Here is a 15,880-nt window from a genome sequence, read left to right as displayed (position 1 = left end):
GAATTAGTTAATTGTATTTTACCCGTGCATCCAGACCTAATGAGCGGAGCTTTTTCGTTAGCGTTTCTGCTTGGGCGCGATCGCTAAATGCTCCAGCATTCACATAATCCCCTAAATTGGATTGCTCCGCGACAGCGTTGGGTATATATTGTTGCACTTTACTCAGAGTATCATTACTAGAAATGGGAATTATTACTCTGTAAGGATTATTAGCAACTAATGTGTTGCCATTAGTAACAGGTACTACATTGTCATTGGCAGGAGGTAATGCATAGCGATTAGTGTCAGCTAATACATAATCATTATTCTGAGTATAATTGCCCCCAGTTGAACCATTTAACCCCAATGCTTCCCAAGTTTGCCAATCTACATTTCCACTCGAATTAATTCGAGAATATTGCTGGAATGCAATCACAGATTGTCTGGTGTAATCGTTGAAAAGTCCATCAGGATTAGCATTAGAGAAACCCAACTGCGCCAAACGCTCTTGAACTACTCTGACATTTTCTCCGCGATCGCCTACAGTGAGATAATTTCTACCTGGTTGTTGAATACTACCTGTAGAGACTCTACGCACTGAGTCCAAAACTTGGGCATTAGCAATGCCATCAACAGGTAATCCATTATTTCGTTGGAATGCAATTACAGCTTCTCTAGTCATTGGGCCAACATTCCCAGTGGCATCAGCATTTAAATAACCTAGCTGCCGCAAACGCACTTGCAGTTCTCTGACTTGTTGAGTGGAAAGACTCGATCTTCCTGGAGTCGGAGAAGAACCCATTAGTGCGTTCCAAGTTTGTCGATTCACAATCCCGTTAGCAGTTATACGATAACTTCGCTGGAATGCTATTACAGCATCTTTAGTAATTCGTCCAAAATTCCCAGTGGGATTAGTATTAAAGTAGCCTAACTGCCGTAGACGCTGTTGTAATCTTGTGACGGCTGCACCAGTTTTGCCTTGAGAAAGAGTAGGATATTGACCAACTGGCGAACGTGATGCGCCACCGATATTTCTATTAGAACTTCTATTTTTACATGCTCGTTGCAAGGCTCGTTGAGTGCTAACACCTATAACTCCATCAGCCGATATTCTATTGGCTCGCTGGAATTTGATCGTAGCATTTTGAGTCAAGCTAGCAAACTTACCTGTGACTGGGCCGTTAAAATAGCCTAACTTTTTTAAACATCTCTGGCTACTGCTAACTTCAGGCCCATTACTTCCTATTTTCTGAAGTGCTAAAACTTCTCCAGCAATACTCATAAGCCCCGTAATCAGAGCCACAGACAAAAGACGCATTGCACCAAAAGTCGATAACTTTTTCCAATTTAAAAAATTAAAATTAACTACGATAGGAACAACCTTGATGCTTTCGGATGCCTCGTAGACTGAGGCAAGCTTGATTAAATGGCTAGCTACCCCTGTTTTCACTTGCTTTTTTAAGTTAATAAATATAAAAAAGTATACCACTGACTATATGTAAGAATTACTTTTCGTATGATTCTTTACAAGTAAGTGTCCTGGGGATGAGGGAAACAAGGGGACAAGAGGACAAGGAGAATAACCAATGCCCAATGCCCAATGCCCAATGCCTATTGTTCATCAACTTTTTCAGTATTACCTGCTTTCACCCAACCTTCTTGTTCGCTATCTTCCAAACGGATCTTTTGCCAAGCTTTATCCTCGCTTTCTGACAAAATAATAATTTTTTGATTAAAAGCAACTCCACCAATTTTTTCAGCTTCTTGATTTGGTTGCGATCGCAAACTCAAGCCTTCAGCCCAATTAACACGTCCTCGGTAAGCTCCCGATGGTAATGGTTTTGGTGATGGGGTAGCCTTTGGTGATTCTGTAGGAGTAGAGGTTGAGCTTGGAGACGATTGAGTAGATGTTCCAGGTGTAAGAGCGGGCTTACTTTCTCCAGGCTCAGTTTTTTTAGGAGCTTGGGCTTTCACTGAAGGACTATCATTAGAAAAAATGGGTTTGGCAGGGGCTATGCCGGTGCGATTCATAAAATAGAGTGCAATTGCAGCACCGCCACCTATTAGCACAGCGATCGCTAAGAAAAACCCCAGTATAAACTTTGTTAAGCCAGACAACATAATTAAAACCTGATTATCAAGAGTCAAGGGTGTAGGTGAGCCAGTTATCTGTGTATTTTCCCCCATTGAGGAGAGTGGTGTTTAACTGGCTCTCAAGGGTTACGAGTAGAGAAGCAAATCTGACTTTTCACGGGATCTGGAAAACCCCTCTCCAAACCTCTCCCCTAGAAGGAGATAGGCTTTGATTTCTCCCCCTTCCCTTGTAGGGAAGGGGGGCTAGGGGGTTAGGTTTTCCATTGGCTTTTCCACATGACGTGAAAACTCAGAGGCAAATAACCCATCAGTATAAAAATCAATAGTCCATAATAATTCATCATTATTGACTTTTGACTAACTGATTATTGTAGCTATGCTGAATAGACATCTGGTGAAATTAAATATGCGTTATCCAAAAAAATGTAGAGACGTAAGCACTCCTGCTGTCTCTACATTTTTTTGGGTTCACGTAGTGCGCCGGAGGCGTTCGCTCAAAGGATTGTGTTTAGATGCTAAACGCGCTCTCCCAGCAGCAGCCCATTCTTGGAGTTGCTGAATTTGCTCTACGGCAGTTCGTGCCAAGGGTATGATCTGACTGGCTGCTTCTAAAATGTCGTCGGTAGCAAAATCGCGGTTTTGGCTAAATCCAATATGCATCGCTTCAATTAAAGTTTGCTCAATCTCAGCCCCAGAAAAATCAGGGGTTTCATAAGCTAGCCTGTCGATGTCATAACTTTTCAAATTATGGGGGCGCAGTCGGGATAAATGAACATCATAAATTGCTTTTCTCTCTTCTTGAGTAGGCAAACCCACAAAGAAAATTTCATCAAATCGCCCTTTGCGGAGCATTTCCGGCGGTAAAGCTTGAATGTCGTTGGCGGTGGCGACGACAAACACGGGTGAGCTTTTTTCGGCTAGCCAGGTAATAAAAGTACCAAACACACGGCTGGCTGTTCCGGCATCACCTTTGCTACCAAGCCCTGCAAAGGCTTTATCTATTTCATCAATCCATAAAATACAGGGAGCAAGGGCTTCAGCTACTTGAATCATTTGGCGAGTGCGAGATTCTGATTCACCCACCAAACCACCAAATAACCTGCCCACATCCAAACGTAGCAGGGGTAAATGCCAATGATGAGCGATCGCTTTTGCCGTTAACGATTTACCAGTTCCCTGAATACCCACCAACATTAAACCACGGGGGTGCGGTAATCCGTACTGTCGCGCTCGATCGGTAAATGAACCTCCCCGCCGAATCAACCAATCTTTCAAGTTATCCAGTCCGCCAATATCAGAAATTTGCTCAGTGGCGGGGTAGAAGTCCAGGATTTGGGTTTGGCGGATAGTTTGGCGCTTTTCCTCCAAAACCAGTTCCACGTCTTCTGGTCGCAATTCTCCGTGGGTTGCGATCGCTTTTGCCAAAACGCGGCGAATCCGTTCCATCGAAAGTCCTTGACAAGAGCGCACCAAATCATCTAAAACTTTTCCAGAAAGGGAGTTACCAGTACTTTGTAGTAAGCGATCTACCTCAGTTTTAATTTCTGAGGCGGCTGGTAGGGGAAACTCGACGACTGTCAGCACTTCGGTTAAGTCATCAGGGATGGCGATGCGCGGCGACAGTAATACAATATTTTTTGGTTGCGATTTGAGAAGTCTGGACAGATTGCGGAGTTTGCGGGCGATCGCCACATCTTCTAAAAAGCGATGATAATCTCGTAAAATCATTACCGCAGGTGCGGAAGCTGGTAATTTTTCAATAAATTCCAAAGCTTGCAACGGGTTACGTCGCCCAAACCCAACATCATTGGGGTTTCCCTGGTAGCCATCGACAAAATCCCAAGTATACACCGGGCGATTACCCTGGTTGCTTGCTTCTTCCCGGATAGCTGCTTCTACCCGTTCTTCCTCGTATGTAGGAATATAAATCAAGGGGTAGCGGGCACGTAACAGCAGTTTAAACTCTTCACGGAAGTTCATATTTGGGTGTGGTTATTAGTTCTTCTCTCATTGTTCAGGTTTGTATCGCTTCTAACAACTAAAAAACCAACATATAACAGTATATAAAATCTTTCATCATTATCTGCTTGAGACAGAATAAGATTAAGATACCTATGGATACTTCAGCTATTGTATCTGGGGTTAACCTCTACACTTCCGTTGAGCAATATATTTTATTAATGCCTATAAGTAATTGCTGTTAAGGATTTCATCTGCCTTTTCGTCGCAACTTCTTTGCGAGGTCGCCGCTATCAAATTAGAACAAGATGCTTTCAAAATATTTCTCGATAGGCTTTGGTAAATCTTGATTTTCTAATTCGCTAATGTATTGAAAAAACTTAAATATAGGTGGATTTATCAAAACTACAATAGTATCTCCCTCTTTACCTTCTTCACTTAGTAGATAAAATCTTGCATCACTATCTGCTTGAGACAGAATAAGATTAAGCATCAACAGAATTCTTGCGGTAACAACCCGCCATTTTAAATAATTTTGAGTATATGACGTTCTAAATTCGTAAGGGCAAATTAAAAAATCGCATACATTGGTAATTAGATGCGAATTGCCCTCAGAATCCTCATATTCATCTACATCCTCGATGATAACGCCACATCTGCTTAAACTATTACATAAGTAAATATCTTCAAATATCATTGGTGGATATTCATACAAATCTTCTTTATCTAGAGTAAAGCAACGATGTGGTGGTAAGGGTCTGTATAAATACAAAAAGTTATCGTCTTCGTCCGGTTCATTATCCATCAGTTCCTCTGCTTCTGGAAATGATGTTATATCTAATGTATTCAATCTTTTATATTTTCCATCTCTTAACCAAATTGAATTGTTATTTAACTGTAATGCTTGAATTATGGGAACTAAAGTTGAATTTTCATAAGAATAAAAACCCAATCCTTCCAAATCCTTTAATATTTCTTTCATCTTTGACTTTTTTCCTTAACTAGACATAGGAATCTATAACCAGTATGTTATCTATCTTTCATAGGTTCGTTTTAATACAGTTGAAGTTGTCAAATCATATTAAGAAGGTAGGTCATTTCTTAACACAAGCATTTTAATTTATTAGATAAAATTAACGCTAAAAAATTATTTCGTTTAAATTAATGTCGGGATTGTGGGGTTAATCGACATTTTCACTAATAAAACAATAAGCCTGTGTAGACAGGCTTAGTTCATGTGAGTGCAGACTTCAGTCTGACGGAATTAGCAAATTACTACCCCGGAAGTTGCTTTTTAAGTGCTTCTAGAGAAGCCCAACGGTTATCAACAGGAGTTTCACGACTATCAGAAGTATCAGGACTATCAACAGTACTACTTACAGGAATACCTGGACAATTGCGATCGCATAACTGGCGCTGCGGTATTGCCAAACACATCTGCTCATACAGCCATTCGTTGGGATAAAAATAACCATCGGGCGGTAAGCTTTCCAGCAAATCTTCCATAACCACTTCCCTTTCTAAGGGCAAGTCATTTGCCTGATTTGCAGTTTCGTCTAACCAGATGATTTCTTTCGTATCAAGCCCTAAACGGCGATTGTATTGCTGCAAGCAGCGGTTGCAGGTACAAGTAATAATTGTTTCTGCCTGACCCGACACTTCCAGGTAATTGCCATGATGTTGCACGCGCACATGACCGCGAACTGGTGTTAACGTCTCTAGACCAGGCAGAAATTCCTTAACTTGAACTTCCTCTGTTCGCTCCGGGGCTTTAGTTAGCTGCGGAATATAAATTGCGTCCATAGGATTTGTGAGACATCCTCACTAAAAATTTATCTTCATTACCAGCAATAATACTGGTACTACATCTTTAATTTTATCTCTTAAGAACAAGAGAAATTTTGAAAGAAATTATATATGGTTATGAGTTTTCAATTAACTCCAAACTCATAACTCCTAACTCCTAACTCCTAACTCCTAACTCCTTCCAACGAAGCGGGACAAACAACCAGATGGCGATGTGGCTCTTTACCGCGACTGAAGGTTTCTAAATCTCCAAATTCCTTTAAGAAGGTATGAACTTGACGCCGTTCAGCAGAACTAAGAGATTTGATTTCCACTTCTCTACCAGAAAAGCGCACTTCATCGGCTGCTGCTTCTGCTAATGCGCGAATTTCGGCTTCTCTTTTAACTCGGTAGCCATTTAACTCAATAGTGAAAGAGGCTTGTTCCTCCGGCGGTTGGCTGAGGTTTAGAACCGAATTTGCTAGATACTGAATCGCATCTAACACAGAACCATCAGCACCAATTAACACCTGGATTTGTTCTGATGTCAAATTGGTTTGGTCAATAGTCAACCAGTAGTTATCTGGTTCTGGAGAATCGCCGTCTTGAGATTGGGCAGTTTCTAAATGACCCTGAATCTCAGCAGGTATTCCAGTGAGTTCCAGCAGGGTTTTTAACCATTGCTGACCTCTCTGCATTGGAATGTCGCTCATGATCCCCCTGCCGCCTTTTTCTTAGGACTTTTTGGTTCAAACGGTAATGCTTTCTGTTCTGTGACTGCTGCTTCTTTTTCCTGGGTTTCTACAATTTTTTGTAGTTCCTCCGGTAGAGGTTCGCGGGAGAGAAGATAAGTTTGGGCGGTTTGGAAAATATTACCAATCACCATATACATCAGCACCCCAGCTGGTAGGGGGAAGAACAAGAACATCCCAGAAAAGATGACGGGGGTGATTTTGTTAACTGTATCCTGCTGCGGATTGCCACCGCTGGAATTTTGCCCGGAAAGCATTTGGCTAACATAAAGGCTGATTCCAAAAAAGACGATCATGGCAACGATATCCCAGTGGATTGTGCCATCTGGATCTTGTGCGCCAACCCTACCTAAAGCGTCAATAAATAGAAAGCCTTTTTCTGCTGCTAATCCAGGAATTGTTCCTTGAATAGTAACTTCTCCTGGTTGCAAGGCTTCTACATTGCCTTGGGCATCAATTTTTATCCTATCTTCACCTTTGGTAACTTTCCAATCAGGAACCAGCTTATTTTCTGGGTGTTCTGCTAAGAGTACCTGAAATGGTTTACCTGCAACAGTCTGATACTGTATCTTGGTTTGTTCTCCTACTGCTAGTTTGTTTCCGCTAGGAATAATAGCAGCTACTTTAACGTGTTCCCCATCTGCAATGTAAATATTTTGCGGAGCAGTAGCAAAGGCTTGTGGTTGAATTTGTTCGATTTGTTCTGCGGGAAGAATTTGCAGGTTAACGCTGTAGTTCGCACTTGCAAAAGGCGAACCCCGCAAGGTAGCAAACAGCGCTAACAAAACTGGCATTTGCACTAGTAATGGAAAACAGCCTGCCAAAGGGTTGCCAAATTCTTTTTGGACATTAACCATTTCCTCCTGCTGCTTTTGCGGTTCATCCTTATAGCGCTCTTTAATTTCTGCCATCCGCTTCTGCATCAGAGGTTGTACAATTCGCATCTTCCGCATATTGCGAATTGAGCCAGCACTCAGGGGATAGAGCGCGAAGCGGACTATCAAGGTCAAAGCAACGATCGCTAATCCGTAACTAGGCACAATACCATAGAAGAAATCTATGATTGGCAGCATCACGTTGTTCGAGAGAAAGCCGATACCAAAATCCATTATTCTGAATTCAACCTGAGGTACTGTAAACTGAATCTAATTTATCTAAATCATGAATTGTCGGCGACTATCTCTCGCTACGGATAGCCGCACATTATAAATGGGGCATTGGGCATGGGGCTTTGGGCATTGGGCAATAACCAATAGTTTTTCTTCCCCTGCTCCCCCTGCTCATCACTTATTGGCAGTGCCGCTAAATTCGGGATTTTTTGCAGCAATTCTTTCGTTAATGTAGTCATAGACTTCCCGAAACTTGGGAATTGCGCGCAATTCGAGACGACTGCCGTTTTTTAGGGTAATGGCCATATCTCCCCAAAAGCCAATGCCACGGGGGACTTTGACGATTTTGACAATTTCTGAGTAAATTACGTCAGTGCGATCGCGTCCCTGCCAACCTCCGGTAACAGTAATTCGGCGATCGGTGATGCGGAAACGCAGCCACAATGCCCTGACAATTGCCCCGACTGCTAATGGTAGCCCGACAATGGTTAGCCCAATCAGCAGGTTGACAATTAAATCCCCAACATGGGGGCCACCTTCATAATAAACATCTTCACGAATTCCCATCGAACACCTCAGCTTGTGCCAACAACTGCTCTAATTCTTGCAGAAATTGTGGGCTTACGCACTTAGATTCTGCTGCTGTGGGTTTGACAATGAATACTAGCCGCCATCCTGGTGATAATTTTGGCAGCAAGTTGTATAAAGCAGCAGTAATTTGCCGTTTGATTCGGTTGCGAACCACTGCCCTTTTGCTGACTTTTGTGCTAATTGAAATACCAATCCGCGTGCTAGCAAGGAGCTTTGAGTCAGTTGCTTGTGTAGTCTGGGTGGCAGTGTCCAAAGAAGGTTTCGTTGAATATAAGGGCTTTAAGGCTCTCAATGTTAAATAAGAGCCATGACGCCGAATTCCTTCTCGGAAAACTGCCTGGAAATCCTTGCGGGATTTTAGCCGATTTGTTTTGGGCAAAGCCACAGATGCTCTTTATCGCTCGATCTGTCCTAAACACTCAGACGGTGACGGCCCTTTTTTCTTCTGGCGCTAATCACGTTTCTGCCGTCTGGTGTCCGCATCCTGGCGCGAAAACCAGAGGTTCTTTTTCTCTTACGGCTAGTACCGCCCAGTGTTCTTTTCATACTCTTCTCCTCTTAAGTGATTTTTATAAAAACTCACAATCTCTAATTGTATCACTTTGTTAGGAAATTGGGAATCATTGATTGGCCATATCCCTACTCCCTATTCTTAAGTAATGCTCAAAATCCATGTTCCCATATAGCGCAGTAGTGGTACATCGCCAGGGGAAAGCACTTGACAGTTAAAATAGTAAACTCCACCGAAGGATGGGTTTTTCACGTTAGATAACACCACTTCGACTGGGCTACCTGCTGGTACTGGATCTTGAGGAAAAATATTGATCAGTTTACCTTCTTTGTCCCATTTCACCTCAGAAAGCGGAACTGCTTTGCCTTTGACTCGGACTTCAATTTTTTTCTGGTCAAAAGTTCCTTTGTAATAATCAGGGTAGGTAATGGCAAATTGACCAACTGCCAATTTCATTCTTTTAGCTGGAATCTTTAGTATGTATCGATCCCAACCATTAGCTTGTCCGCCAAAATCTAATCGGAAGGGTAGCTGATTTTCTTGTTTGACGCCGCTAAACAGCGTAAATCCAGGTAAGCTTTGCGCCCAAGTCAAGGCTGGTAATCCAGTAACCAAAAAGCTAGTCACGGCTAAAGCAGAAAGTAAACGTCGCATAATCGGGCTTCCTCTACGAAAATATAAATCTGCGATCTAAAAATAACTGTGTGTTAGTATTCTTTACTAAACTTTACTACTGGCTTCTCGACAATGGACGTTTAATTTCCAAAAAAAGTGCCATCCTGCCTGATGTTTAGGCAACAGTAAAGTTACTTAGTATAAAAACAAACGTATATTACATTTACTTCATTACCCTTATGTAGCCATGATTTGATGGCTAAATTGGGTCAAATTGGAACTAGATATAAACACAGTTGGGGGTTGGATTGTGTTTCTAAATATGTATAAGTGTATCTAAATTTGAGAATTTTGTTATAAAAATTGAGGTATGCCATCAGCGATCGCCAGTTAAGTTGGGCTAAATTGATTAAAATAAGTTGGATTGGAATCGAAGTTGTAATCATTAAAATTTGATTGGGAAATTATCAAGCTTTCAAAATTCGGTCAATATTACTCTATAAGAAAGGAATACCAAAATTTCTCAATCCCGAAAACAACCTAAAGATAAAGATGCAAAATTTGGGAATCAATTTAGGATGTGCAATACATAACCCTGTTTGCAAATATCTGAAAATATGACATCTGCGAGCGGCAAAGCAAAAAGTCCGATTGGAGGGAACCTCCGCTCAGAACTTTACAAAAAAATGAGGCTTTGTCTAGAGAGCAAAGAGTGGGAGAGGAAAGATTCAAGGTTCAATCTACAAGTAAAATTCATGGCTGATGTTCCTGCCTAAGTACTATGAGTGCGGGACACCCATCATCTGGACAATCGCTTACTTGGCAGAGATTAGGTATTTATCTTCAGGAGATTTCATGAGAATAGCAGTTGCTAAAGAAATTGAAGTTTGTGAACGTCGTGTGGCATTAATTCCTGACACCGTTGCCCGATTGGTAAAACAAGGTTTGGAAGTTTGGGTAGAAGCGGGTGCAGGAGAACGCTCATTTTTTGGCGATCCTGACTATGAAGCAGCAGGAGCCACAATAATCAGCGATACTGCCAAATTATGGGGTGAAACAGATATTCTGCTGAAAGTAAGTCCACCGCAAGAACGAGAAGATGGACGCTCAGAAGTTGATTTGTTAAAGGAAGGGGCTGTATTAGTCAGTTTCCTCAATCCCTTGGGAAATCCTGTTGTGGCGCAGCAACTAGCAAATCGGAAAGTCACAGCTTTGAGTATGGAGATGATCCCCCGTACCACCAGGGCGCAAAGTATGGATGCTTTGTCCTCGCAAGCTTCATTAGCCGGTTACAAAGCAGTATTAATTGCCGCCGCAGCCTTACCGAAATACTTTCCGATGTTAACCACAGCCGCAGGCACGATCGCTCCAGCCAAAGTATTTATTATGGGCGCTGGTGTAGCGGGATTGCAAGCGATCGCCACCGCCAGACGTTTGGGAGCAGTAGTAGAAGCCTTTGATATCCGTCCCGCCGTCAAAGAAGAAGTGCAAAGCTTAGGGGCAAAATTCGTTGAAGTCAAATTAGACGAAGAAACCGTTGCTGCTGGCGGTTACGCCAAGGAAATTTCTGAAGCTAGCAAACAACGTACTCAAGAAGTTGTTGCTGAACACATCAAAAATTCTGATGTTGTAATTACCACCGCCCAAGTACCTGGGAGACAAGCACCACGGCTAGTTACAGAAGAAATGGTGGCACAAATGAAACCAGGTTCAGTGATTGTGGATTTGGCTGCTGAACAAGGTGGTAACTGCGCCTGCACAGAACCAGGTAAAGATATTGTCTGGAACGGTGTGACAATTATCGGCCCGATCAATCTCCCATCATCGATGCCAATTCATGCCAGCCAATTGTATGCCAAGAACGTAACATCGTTGATTCAACTGCTAATTAAAGACAAAGCTTTACAGGTGGACTTTGGTGACGACATCGTTGATGCAGCTTGCGTTACCCACGCAGGTGAAATTCGCAATCAACGAGTACGAGATGCGCTACAAGCTTTGAATACTCAACAACCGGCGGTTAATTAGGGATGAGGGAGACAAGGGGACAAGGGAACAAGGAGAATAACCAATGCCCAATGCCCCATGCCCAATTCCCACTTATAAAAGGAGTTTTGATTTCATGACAGAGGCATTACTTGCTGCTTTGTTTGTATTTGTATTGGCATCTTTTATCGGTTTTGAAGTCATCAACAAAATCCCACCGACTTTACACACGCCCTTAATGTCAGGCTCAAACGCGATTTCTGGCATTTCGGTACTTGGGGCAATAGTGGCTTCAGGTGCTAGAGAAACCAGTGTGTCAGTAATTCTCGGTTTAATTGCTGTAGTACTAGCTACAGTTAATGTTGTAGGTGGCTTTCTAGTTACAGATAGAATGCTGCAAATGTTCAAGAAGAAGGAGATTAAGGCGTGAGCGACTTTTTACCAACTGGCATTCAGCTGACATATTTAGTCGCTGCATCCTTATTCATTTTTGGTTTGAAAAAGCTGGGTTCACCAGCTACAGCGCGAAACGGTAATGTGATTGCATCTGTGGGGATGCTGCTAGCAATTGTGGCGACAATGCTAGATCGGAATGTGTTGAACTACGAGATGATATTGTTGGGCTTGGCGATTGGATCGGGAATTGGGGCGATCGTTGCCTACAAAGTCCAAATGACGGAAATGCCCCAAATGGTGGGTTTACTCAACGGTTTGGGTGGTGCAGCTTCTGCATTAGTCGCCGTTGCCGAATTCTGGCGATTATTGGATTCTGGCGCACCTGTACCTCTAGATGTGAACATTTCCATGCTATTGGACGTGTTAATCGGTGGCGTTACCTTCACAGGTAGTTTTTTAGCCTTTGCTAAATTGCAAGGTTTAATTAGCGGTTCTCCGATTACATTTCCTTTCCAGCAACCATTTAACCTCTTACTGCTGGGTGCTTATTTGGTAGGTAGTGCCTATTTAATCATCACACCAGATAGCTTACCCATATTCTTGGGAGTGGTAGCTGTTTCCTTAGTGCTGGGTGTAATGTTCGTCATCCCCATTGGTGGCGGCGATATGCCGGTGGTAATTTCGCTGTTGAACTCCTTGTCAGGTGTGGCGGCGGCTGCTGCTGGTTTTGTGGTGATGAACAATATGTTAATCATCGCTGGTGCTTTGGTAGGAGCATCTGGCTTAATCCTCACCGAGATTATGTGTAAGGCGATGAACCGCTCTCTCTTCAGTGTGCTGTTCAGCGCTTTTGGTACAGGATCTACTTCTGGCGGTGGTGCTGCTGGTGGTGGTGCAACCGATCAAACTGTCCGCAGTATCGATCCCGAAGAAGGGGCGATGATGTTGGGTTATGCCCGTTCTGTGGTAATTGTGCCTGGTTATGGTATGGCAGTTGCCCAAGCGCAACATAGCGTCCGGGAATTGTCAGATCAGTTAGAAAAAATGGGTGTTGATGTCAAGTATGCCATTCACCCTGTTGCTGGGAGAATGCCGGGACACATGAATGTGTTGCTAGCAGAGGCAAATGTGGCTTATACCCAGTTGTACGACATGGATGATATTAATCCCCAGTTTGAACAAGCGGATGTGGCTTTGGTAATTGGGGCAAATGATGTGGTAAATCCGGCAGCGCGGAGTGATGCAAGTAGCCCAATTTATGGTATGCCGATTTTGGAAGTAGATCGGGCGAAGCAGACGATTGTGATTAAGCGCGGGATGAGTACGGGTTTTGCCGGTGTAGATAATGAGTTGTTCTACAAGGATAAAACTACAATGCTTTTTGGTAGCGCGAAGGATATGGTGGCGAAGTTGGTTTCAGAAGTGAAGCAACTTTAAGAGAAACGAACCGCGAAGGGCGCAAAAGGCGCGAAGATAGAAAAAATTAAAGAGTTGGCTTGCCTTGGGGATGTTATGTTCCTAAGGCAAGTTTTTTAGTAAAAATAAAGGGAGTTTTGCAAATTTCAATTTTGGTGTTTATCCTGCATAAACTATTTATAGCATTCAGCATGATAGTTTCTTTGGTTTGATTACAGCGTACATTTTTAATCTGCCCCAGATTTCTATAGCATAAAAACCAGCATCTGGATTGTCACTTGTCATAGCACGTACTACTTTAATACCTGGACGATCATATGTCTCCAAATGTTCTTGATATTTTTTTAATATGGTTTGAGCAGCTTTATCATCTATAGTAAAAAATTGAATCTCAAAATCGCTTTCTATAAAAGTCTGAGCAACAAAATAAGTTATACCACGAACTATCTTATGACACAAACGTTCTAACTTATCGGCTGATATTGGAATAGATAGATATTCTGGATAGTAAACATTGTTTTGTACTCCAAAGTTTGGATGTAAACCTATAGGTGGGATTGCTTCCCATTTAACTATTTCTTTTTTTATCTTATTTCTTTTTCTTTCTCTTGTTTGCTTTTCTGTTCTATCATTTGCATAGTCTGGATCTATTGAACGCAGTACTTTATCTGTAATTCCGCTTGACTTTGCATCTTCAGGATCAATACACATACCTAGTCTCAAAAGTAAATCCTCTTCCAATCTGCCATATTCCTCATTGCATTTTTTACACGATGGAATTGTCCATCTTTGTAAATTTTCTGGAGTAGTATCTGGATACCAAGCAGAAGGGAAAACATGATCCCGCGTCAAATTATCCACATTTTGTAGACAATGTACACATCTTCCAGACTTAGGTGTTTTAGTCATTATTTGAGATGATATAGTAAATAATTATTTTAGTTCAGCATAATCACAGGCAACCTAACTTGTTACCTAATAAGATTGACGTACCATTGTAGCGGACGCAAGTTGGAAATATGATCGTTACCTCCTTGAGATTTTGGTATTATGTGATCAATTTCCCATCCATGAGTAGATTGACGATTTCCATACTCATATCTATTTATCAATCTTCCAAATTCATCTTCTCGCCAGACCCTTGGATCGCAATTTTGAAGAATAAAACCCTTTTCCCATACTGCTTGAATTTTAGTTAATTTAACGGCATTTTGAGCCGCTTGATACGCTAGTGCCAAGGAATAATGGTTAGGACTTACACTACCGAACATATTGTAGTTTCTCCTTATTAGAGTTAGTTTATAAATTATAGTATATTTGTACTGAAACAGATTGGTAAAAAAAGCGATCGCCTGCAAAATCTCCATTGTGCGATCTCCCTCTCCTTCCTCTATGTTCTCTGCACCTCTGTGATTCGTTAAAAAGAGCGATCGCTCCTTTTCTTCCTCAGTGTTCTCTGTGTCTCTGTGGTTCGTTATAAAAGAGCGATCGCCAAATCTCCACGGTGCGATCGCACCCTTCTGACTCTGTGTTCTCTGCGCCTCTGCGGTTCGTTAAAAAGAGCGATCGCCAATCTCCACAATGCGTAGGCGATCGCCCATCAAAACATGATATAAATTTGACATGATAGACCACGATCGCTTATTTAAAGAACTATTAACAACCTTCTTCTGGGAGTTCATCGAGTTATTTTTTCCAGAGATAACAGCTTATCTGGAACGGGATACGATCTCTTTCATTGACAAAGAGGTATTTACCGATGTTACTGCTGGAGAAAAATATGAAACTGACTTAGTAGTAAAAGCGCGATTTAGAGAGCAAGAATCGTTTTTTCTAATACATCTAGAACATCAAGCTTATTATCAAGAAGCTTTTGATTTGCGGATGTATCGCTACTTCGCTAGATTGTATGAAAAATACGCCTTGCCAGTATATCCTATCGCTTTATTTTCTTACGATAGCCCCAAAAAGGCTGAAACAAATTTTCATCAAGTAGCATTTTCCAATAAAGTTGTCTTGCAGTTTAACTATGATGTCATCCAGTTAAATCATCTGAATTGGCGAGAATATCTGCAACAGCAAAATCCCGTAGCTAGTGCGCTCATGGCTAAAATGAACATAGCGCCAAAAGACAGGCCCAAAGTAAAATCTGAGTGTCTGCGCCTGCTAGCTACCTTGCAGCTAGATCCAGCGCGAATACAATTGATTTCCGGGTTTATTGATACTTATCTGCGACTAAATGCCCAAGAAGAAGAAATTTTCCAGACTGAAATTGCTCAATTTGAACCAACTCAACAGGAGGTTGTTATGCAAATCGTCACCAGTTGGATGGAGTCAGGGATACAACAAGGAGAGTTAAAAATAATCCAGCGTCTATTAACAAAGCGAATTGGTGTAATTACTGCTGAATTACAAGAGCGGCTGCGCGGGTTATCGTTAACTCAGTTAGAGGATTTAGCGGAAGCGTTACTAGATTTTTCCACTGAAGCTGATTTAGTGGCTTGGTTGCAACAGCAGCAATAAGATATGTATTCCACAAGGGGAGCGATCGCTTTCTCCTTCCTCTCTGTCCTCTGCGCCTGGAGTGGTTCTTTAAAAAGAGCGATCGCCTGCAAAAATCTCCACAGTGCGCTCGCCTTTTTTCTCCTTCCTGTGTGTCCTCTGACGTAGCCTCTCATAGAGAATGC

19 protein-coding genes are annotated in these 15,880 nt (G+C 42.1%); 5 read left to right on the top strand and 14 right to left on the bottom strand.

Translation table 11 applies throughout. From position 1 onward, the window contains the following. Positions 1–7 precede the first annotated feature (7 nt). The 11 genes from RMY64_RS06690 to RMY64_RS06640 all read right to left on the bottom strand — a co-directional run bounded on the left by RMY64_RS06690 (position 8) and on the right by RMY64_RS06640 (position 9,434). The gene (locus RMY64_RS06690; RefSeq protein WP_322688585.1) at positions 8–1,429 is read right to left on the bottom strand and encodes a peptidoglycan-binding protein; all 1,422 of its coding nucleotides are present in this window, start codon (positions 1,427–1,429) and stop codon (positions 8–10) included. Between the two features lie 161 nt (positions 1,430–1,590). Then, positions 1,591–2,100 (bottom strand): SH3 domain-containing protein, encoded by a 510-nt coding sequence (locus RMY64_RS06685; protein WP_322688653.1) that lies wholly within the window; start codon positions 2,098–2,100, stop codon positions 1,591–1,593. A 441-nt stretch (positions 2,101–2,541) separates the two neighbouring features. Next, on the bottom strand, positions 2,542–4,053 hold the full coding sequence (locus tag RMY64_RS06680; protein ID WP_322670952.1) for an AAA family ATPase: 1,512 nt from the start codon (positions 4,051–4,053) through the stop codon (positions 2,542–2,544). Between the two features lie 277 nt (positions 4,054–4,330). Next, on the bottom strand, positions 4,331–5,014 hold the full coding sequence (locus RMY64_RS06675; RefSeq protein ID WP_322670951.1) for a hypothetical protein: 684 nt from the start codon (positions 5,012–5,014) through the stop codon (positions 4,331–4,333). A 293-nt stretch (positions 5,015–5,307) separates the two neighbouring features. Beyond that, positions 5,308–5,835 carry a DUF177 domain-containing protein gene (locus RMY64_RS06670; RefSeq protein ID WP_322670950.1) on the bottom strand — a complete coding sequence of 176 codons (528 nt, stop codon included), beginning with the start codon at positions 5,833–5,835 and terminating at the stop codon, positions 5,308–5,310. Between the two features lie 167 nt (positions 5,836–6,002). Next, a complete protein-coding gene (locus RMY64_RS06665) occupies positions 6,003–6,530 on the bottom strand; it encodes a protein jag (protein WP_322670949.1) in 528 nt (175 codons plus the stop codon). Further along, positions 6,527–7,678: a membrane protein insertase YidC gene (gene yidC, locus RMY64_RS06660; protein WP_322670948.1), complete on the bottom strand. Its 1,152-nt coding sequence runs from the start codon at positions 7,676–7,678 to the stop codon at positions 6,527–6,529. Before yidC ends, RMY64_RS06665 begins: the two co-directional genes overlap by 4 nt. A gap of 174 nt (positions 7,679–7,852) precedes the next feature. Further along, positions 7,853–8,245: a PH domain-containing protein gene (locus tag RMY64_RS06655; RefSeq protein WP_322670947.1), complete on the bottom strand. Its 393-nt coding sequence runs from the start codon at positions 8,243–8,245 to the stop codon at positions 7,853–7,855. Then, positions 8,232–8,654 carry a ribonuclease P protein component gene (rnpA, locus tag RMY64_RS06650; protein ID WP_322670946.1) on the bottom strand — a complete coding sequence of 141 codons (423 nt, stop codon included), beginning with the start codon at positions 8,652–8,654 and terminating at the stop codon, positions 8,232–8,234. The genes RMY64_RS06655 and rnpA overlap by 14 nt, the downstream gene beginning before the upstream one ends. Before the next feature lie 26 nt (positions 8,655–8,680). Further along, positions 8,681–8,815, bottom strand: coding sequence for a 50S ribosomal protein L34 (gene rpmH, locus RMY64_RS06645; RefSeq protein WP_099102484.1), 135 nt, complete (start codon positions 8,813–8,815; stop codon positions 8,681–8,683). 106 nt (positions 8,816–8,921) lie between these two features. Then, the gene (locus tag RMY64_RS06640; RefSeq protein WP_322670945.1) at positions 8,922–9,434 is read right to left on the bottom strand and encodes a DUF2808 domain-containing protein; all 513 of its coding nucleotides are present in this window, start codon (positions 9,432–9,434) and stop codon (positions 8,922–8,924) included. 816 nt (positions 9,435–10,250) lie between these two features. Here RMY64_RS06640 and RMY64_RS06635 point away from each other — a divergent pair. From RMY64_RS06635 to RMY64_RS06625, 3 genes are all read left to right on the top strand, one after another. Beyond that, positions 10,251–11,423, top strand: coding sequence for a Re/Si-specific NAD(P)(+) transhydrogenase subunit alpha (locus RMY64_RS06635; RefSeq protein ID WP_322670944.1), 1,173 nt, complete (start codon positions 10,251–10,253; stop codon positions 11,421–11,423). 94 nt (positions 11,424–11,517) lie between these two features. Next, the gene (locus RMY64_RS06630; RefSeq protein WP_109009004.1) at positions 11,518–11,811 is read left to right on the top strand and encodes an NAD(P) transhydrogenase subunit alpha; all 294 of its coding nucleotides are present in this window, start codon (positions 11,518–11,520) and stop codon (positions 11,809–11,811) included. Next, on the top strand, positions 11,808–13,214 hold the full coding sequence (locus RMY64_RS06625; RefSeq protein WP_322670943.1) for an NAD(P)(+) transhydrogenase (Re/Si-specific) subunit beta: 1,407 nt from the start codon (positions 11,808–11,810) through the stop codon (positions 13,212–13,214). Before RMY64_RS06630 ends, RMY64_RS06625 begins: the two co-directional genes overlap by 4 nt. A 165-nt stretch (positions 13,215–13,379) precedes the next feature. Here RMY64_RS06625 and RMY64_RS06620 read toward each other — a convergent pair whose 3' ends face one another. The 3 genes from RMY64_RS06620 to RMY64_RS06610 form a co-directional block, all read right to left on the bottom strand. After that, positions 13,380–14,102, bottom strand: a complete 723-nt coding sequence (locus RMY64_RS06620; protein ID WP_322699642.1) for a hypothetical protein — start codon at positions 14,100–14,102, stop codon at positions 13,380–13,382. Between the two features lie 62 nt (positions 14,103–14,164). Beyond that, complete coding sequence (locus tag RMY64_RS06615) at positions 14,165–14,464, bottom strand: HNH endonuclease signature motif containing protein (protein WP_322670941.1); 300 nt, start codon at positions 14,462–14,464, stop codon at positions 14,165–14,167. 175 nt (positions 14,465–14,639) lie between these two features. Further along, complete coding sequence (locus RMY64_RS06610; protein ID WP_322670940.1) at positions 14,640–14,828, bottom strand: hypothetical protein; 189 nt, start codon at positions 14,826–14,828, stop codon at positions 14,640–14,642. Here RMY64_RS06610 and RMY64_RS06605 point away from each other — a divergent pair. Together RMY64_RS06605 and RMY64_RS06600 are read left to right on the top strand one after the other, a co-directional pair. Continuing rightward, a complete protein-coding gene (locus tag RMY64_RS06605; RefSeq protein WP_322670939.1) occupies positions 14,817–15,716 on the top strand; it encodes a DUF4351 domain-containing protein in 900 nt (299 codons plus the stop codon). The genes RMY64_RS06610 and RMY64_RS06605 overlap by 12 nt on opposite strands. A gap of 3 nt (positions 15,717–15,719) precedes the next feature. Continuing rightward, positions 15,720–15,863: a hypothetical protein gene (locus tag RMY64_RS06600; RefSeq protein WP_322670938.1), complete on the top strand. Its 144-nt coding sequence runs from the start codon at positions 15,720–15,722 to the stop codon at positions 15,861–15,863. Positions 15,864–15,880 lie beyond the last annotated feature (17 nt).

Source organism: Nostoc sp. DedQUE08, from assembly GCF_034530895.1.
Lineage (GTDB): Bacteria > Cyanobacteriota > Cyanobacteriia > Cyanobacteriales > Nostocaceae > Nostoc.
This window is presented reverse-complemented; position numbering and strand designations above follow the sequence as displayed.

Excerpts from the sequence above, each read along its gene's own strand:
- RMY64_RS06685 (WP_322688653.1), bottom strand. The coding sequence starts at position 2,100 with ATGTTGTCTGGCTTAACAAAGTTTATACTGGGGTTTTTCTTAGCGATC.
- RMY64_RS06680 (WP_322670952.1), bottom strand. The coding sequence starts at position 4,053 with ATGAACTTCCGTGAAGAGTTTAAACTGCTGTTACGTGCCCGCTACCCC.
- RMY64_RS06675 (WP_322670951.1), bottom strand. The coding sequence starts at position 5,014 with ATGAAAGAAATATTAAAGGATTTGGAAGGATTGGGTTTTTATTCTTAT.
- RMY64_RS06670 (WP_322670950.1), bottom strand. The coding sequence starts at position 5,835 with ATGGACGCAATTTATATTCCGCAGCTAACTAAAGCCCCGGAGCGAACA.
- RMY64_RS06665 (WP_322670949.1), bottom strand. The coding sequence starts at position 6,530 with ATGAGCGACATTCCAATGCAGAGAGGTCAGCAATGGTTAAAAACCCTG.
- yidC (WP_322670948.1), bottom strand. The coding sequence starts at position 7,678 with ATGGATTTTGGTATCGGCTTTCTCTCGAACAACGTGATGCTGCCAATC.
- RMY64_RS06655 (WP_322670947.1), bottom strand. The coding sequence starts at position 8,245 with ATGGGAATTCGTGAAGATGTTTATTATGAAGGTGGCCCCCATGTTGGG.
- rpmH (WP_099102484.1), bottom strand. The coding sequence starts at position 8,815 with ATGAAAAGAACACTGGGCGGTACTAGCCGTAAGAGAAAAAGAACCTCT.
- RMY64_RS06640 (WP_322670945.1), bottom strand. The coding sequence starts at position 9,434 with ATGCGACGTTTACTTTCTGCTTTAGCCGTGACTAGCTTTTTGGTTACT.
- RMY64_RS06635 (WP_322670944.1), top strand. The coding sequence starts at position 10,251 with ATGAGAATAGCAGTTGCTAAAGAAATTGAAGTTTGTGAACGTCGTGTG.
- RMY64_RS06630 (WP_109009004.1), top strand. The coding sequence starts at position 11,518 with ATGACAGAGGCATTACTTGCTGCTTTGTTTGTATTTGTATTGGCATCT.
- RMY64_RS06620 (WP_322699642.1), bottom strand. The coding sequence starts at position 14,102 with ATGACTAAAACACCTAAGTCTGGAAGATGTGTACATTGTCTACAAAAT.
- RMY64_RS06615 (WP_322670941.1), bottom strand. The coding sequence starts at position 14,464 with ATGTTCGGTAGTGTAAGTCCTAACCATTATTCCTTGGCACTAGCGTAT.
- RMY64_RS06605 (WP_322670939.1), top strand. The coding sequence starts at position 14,817 with ATGATAGACCACGATCGCTTATTTAAAGAACTATTAACAACCTTCTTC.
- RMY64_RS06600 (WP_322670938.1), top strand. The coding sequence starts at position 15,720 with ATGTATTCCACAAGGGGAGCGATCGCTTTCTCCTTCCTCTCTGTCCTC.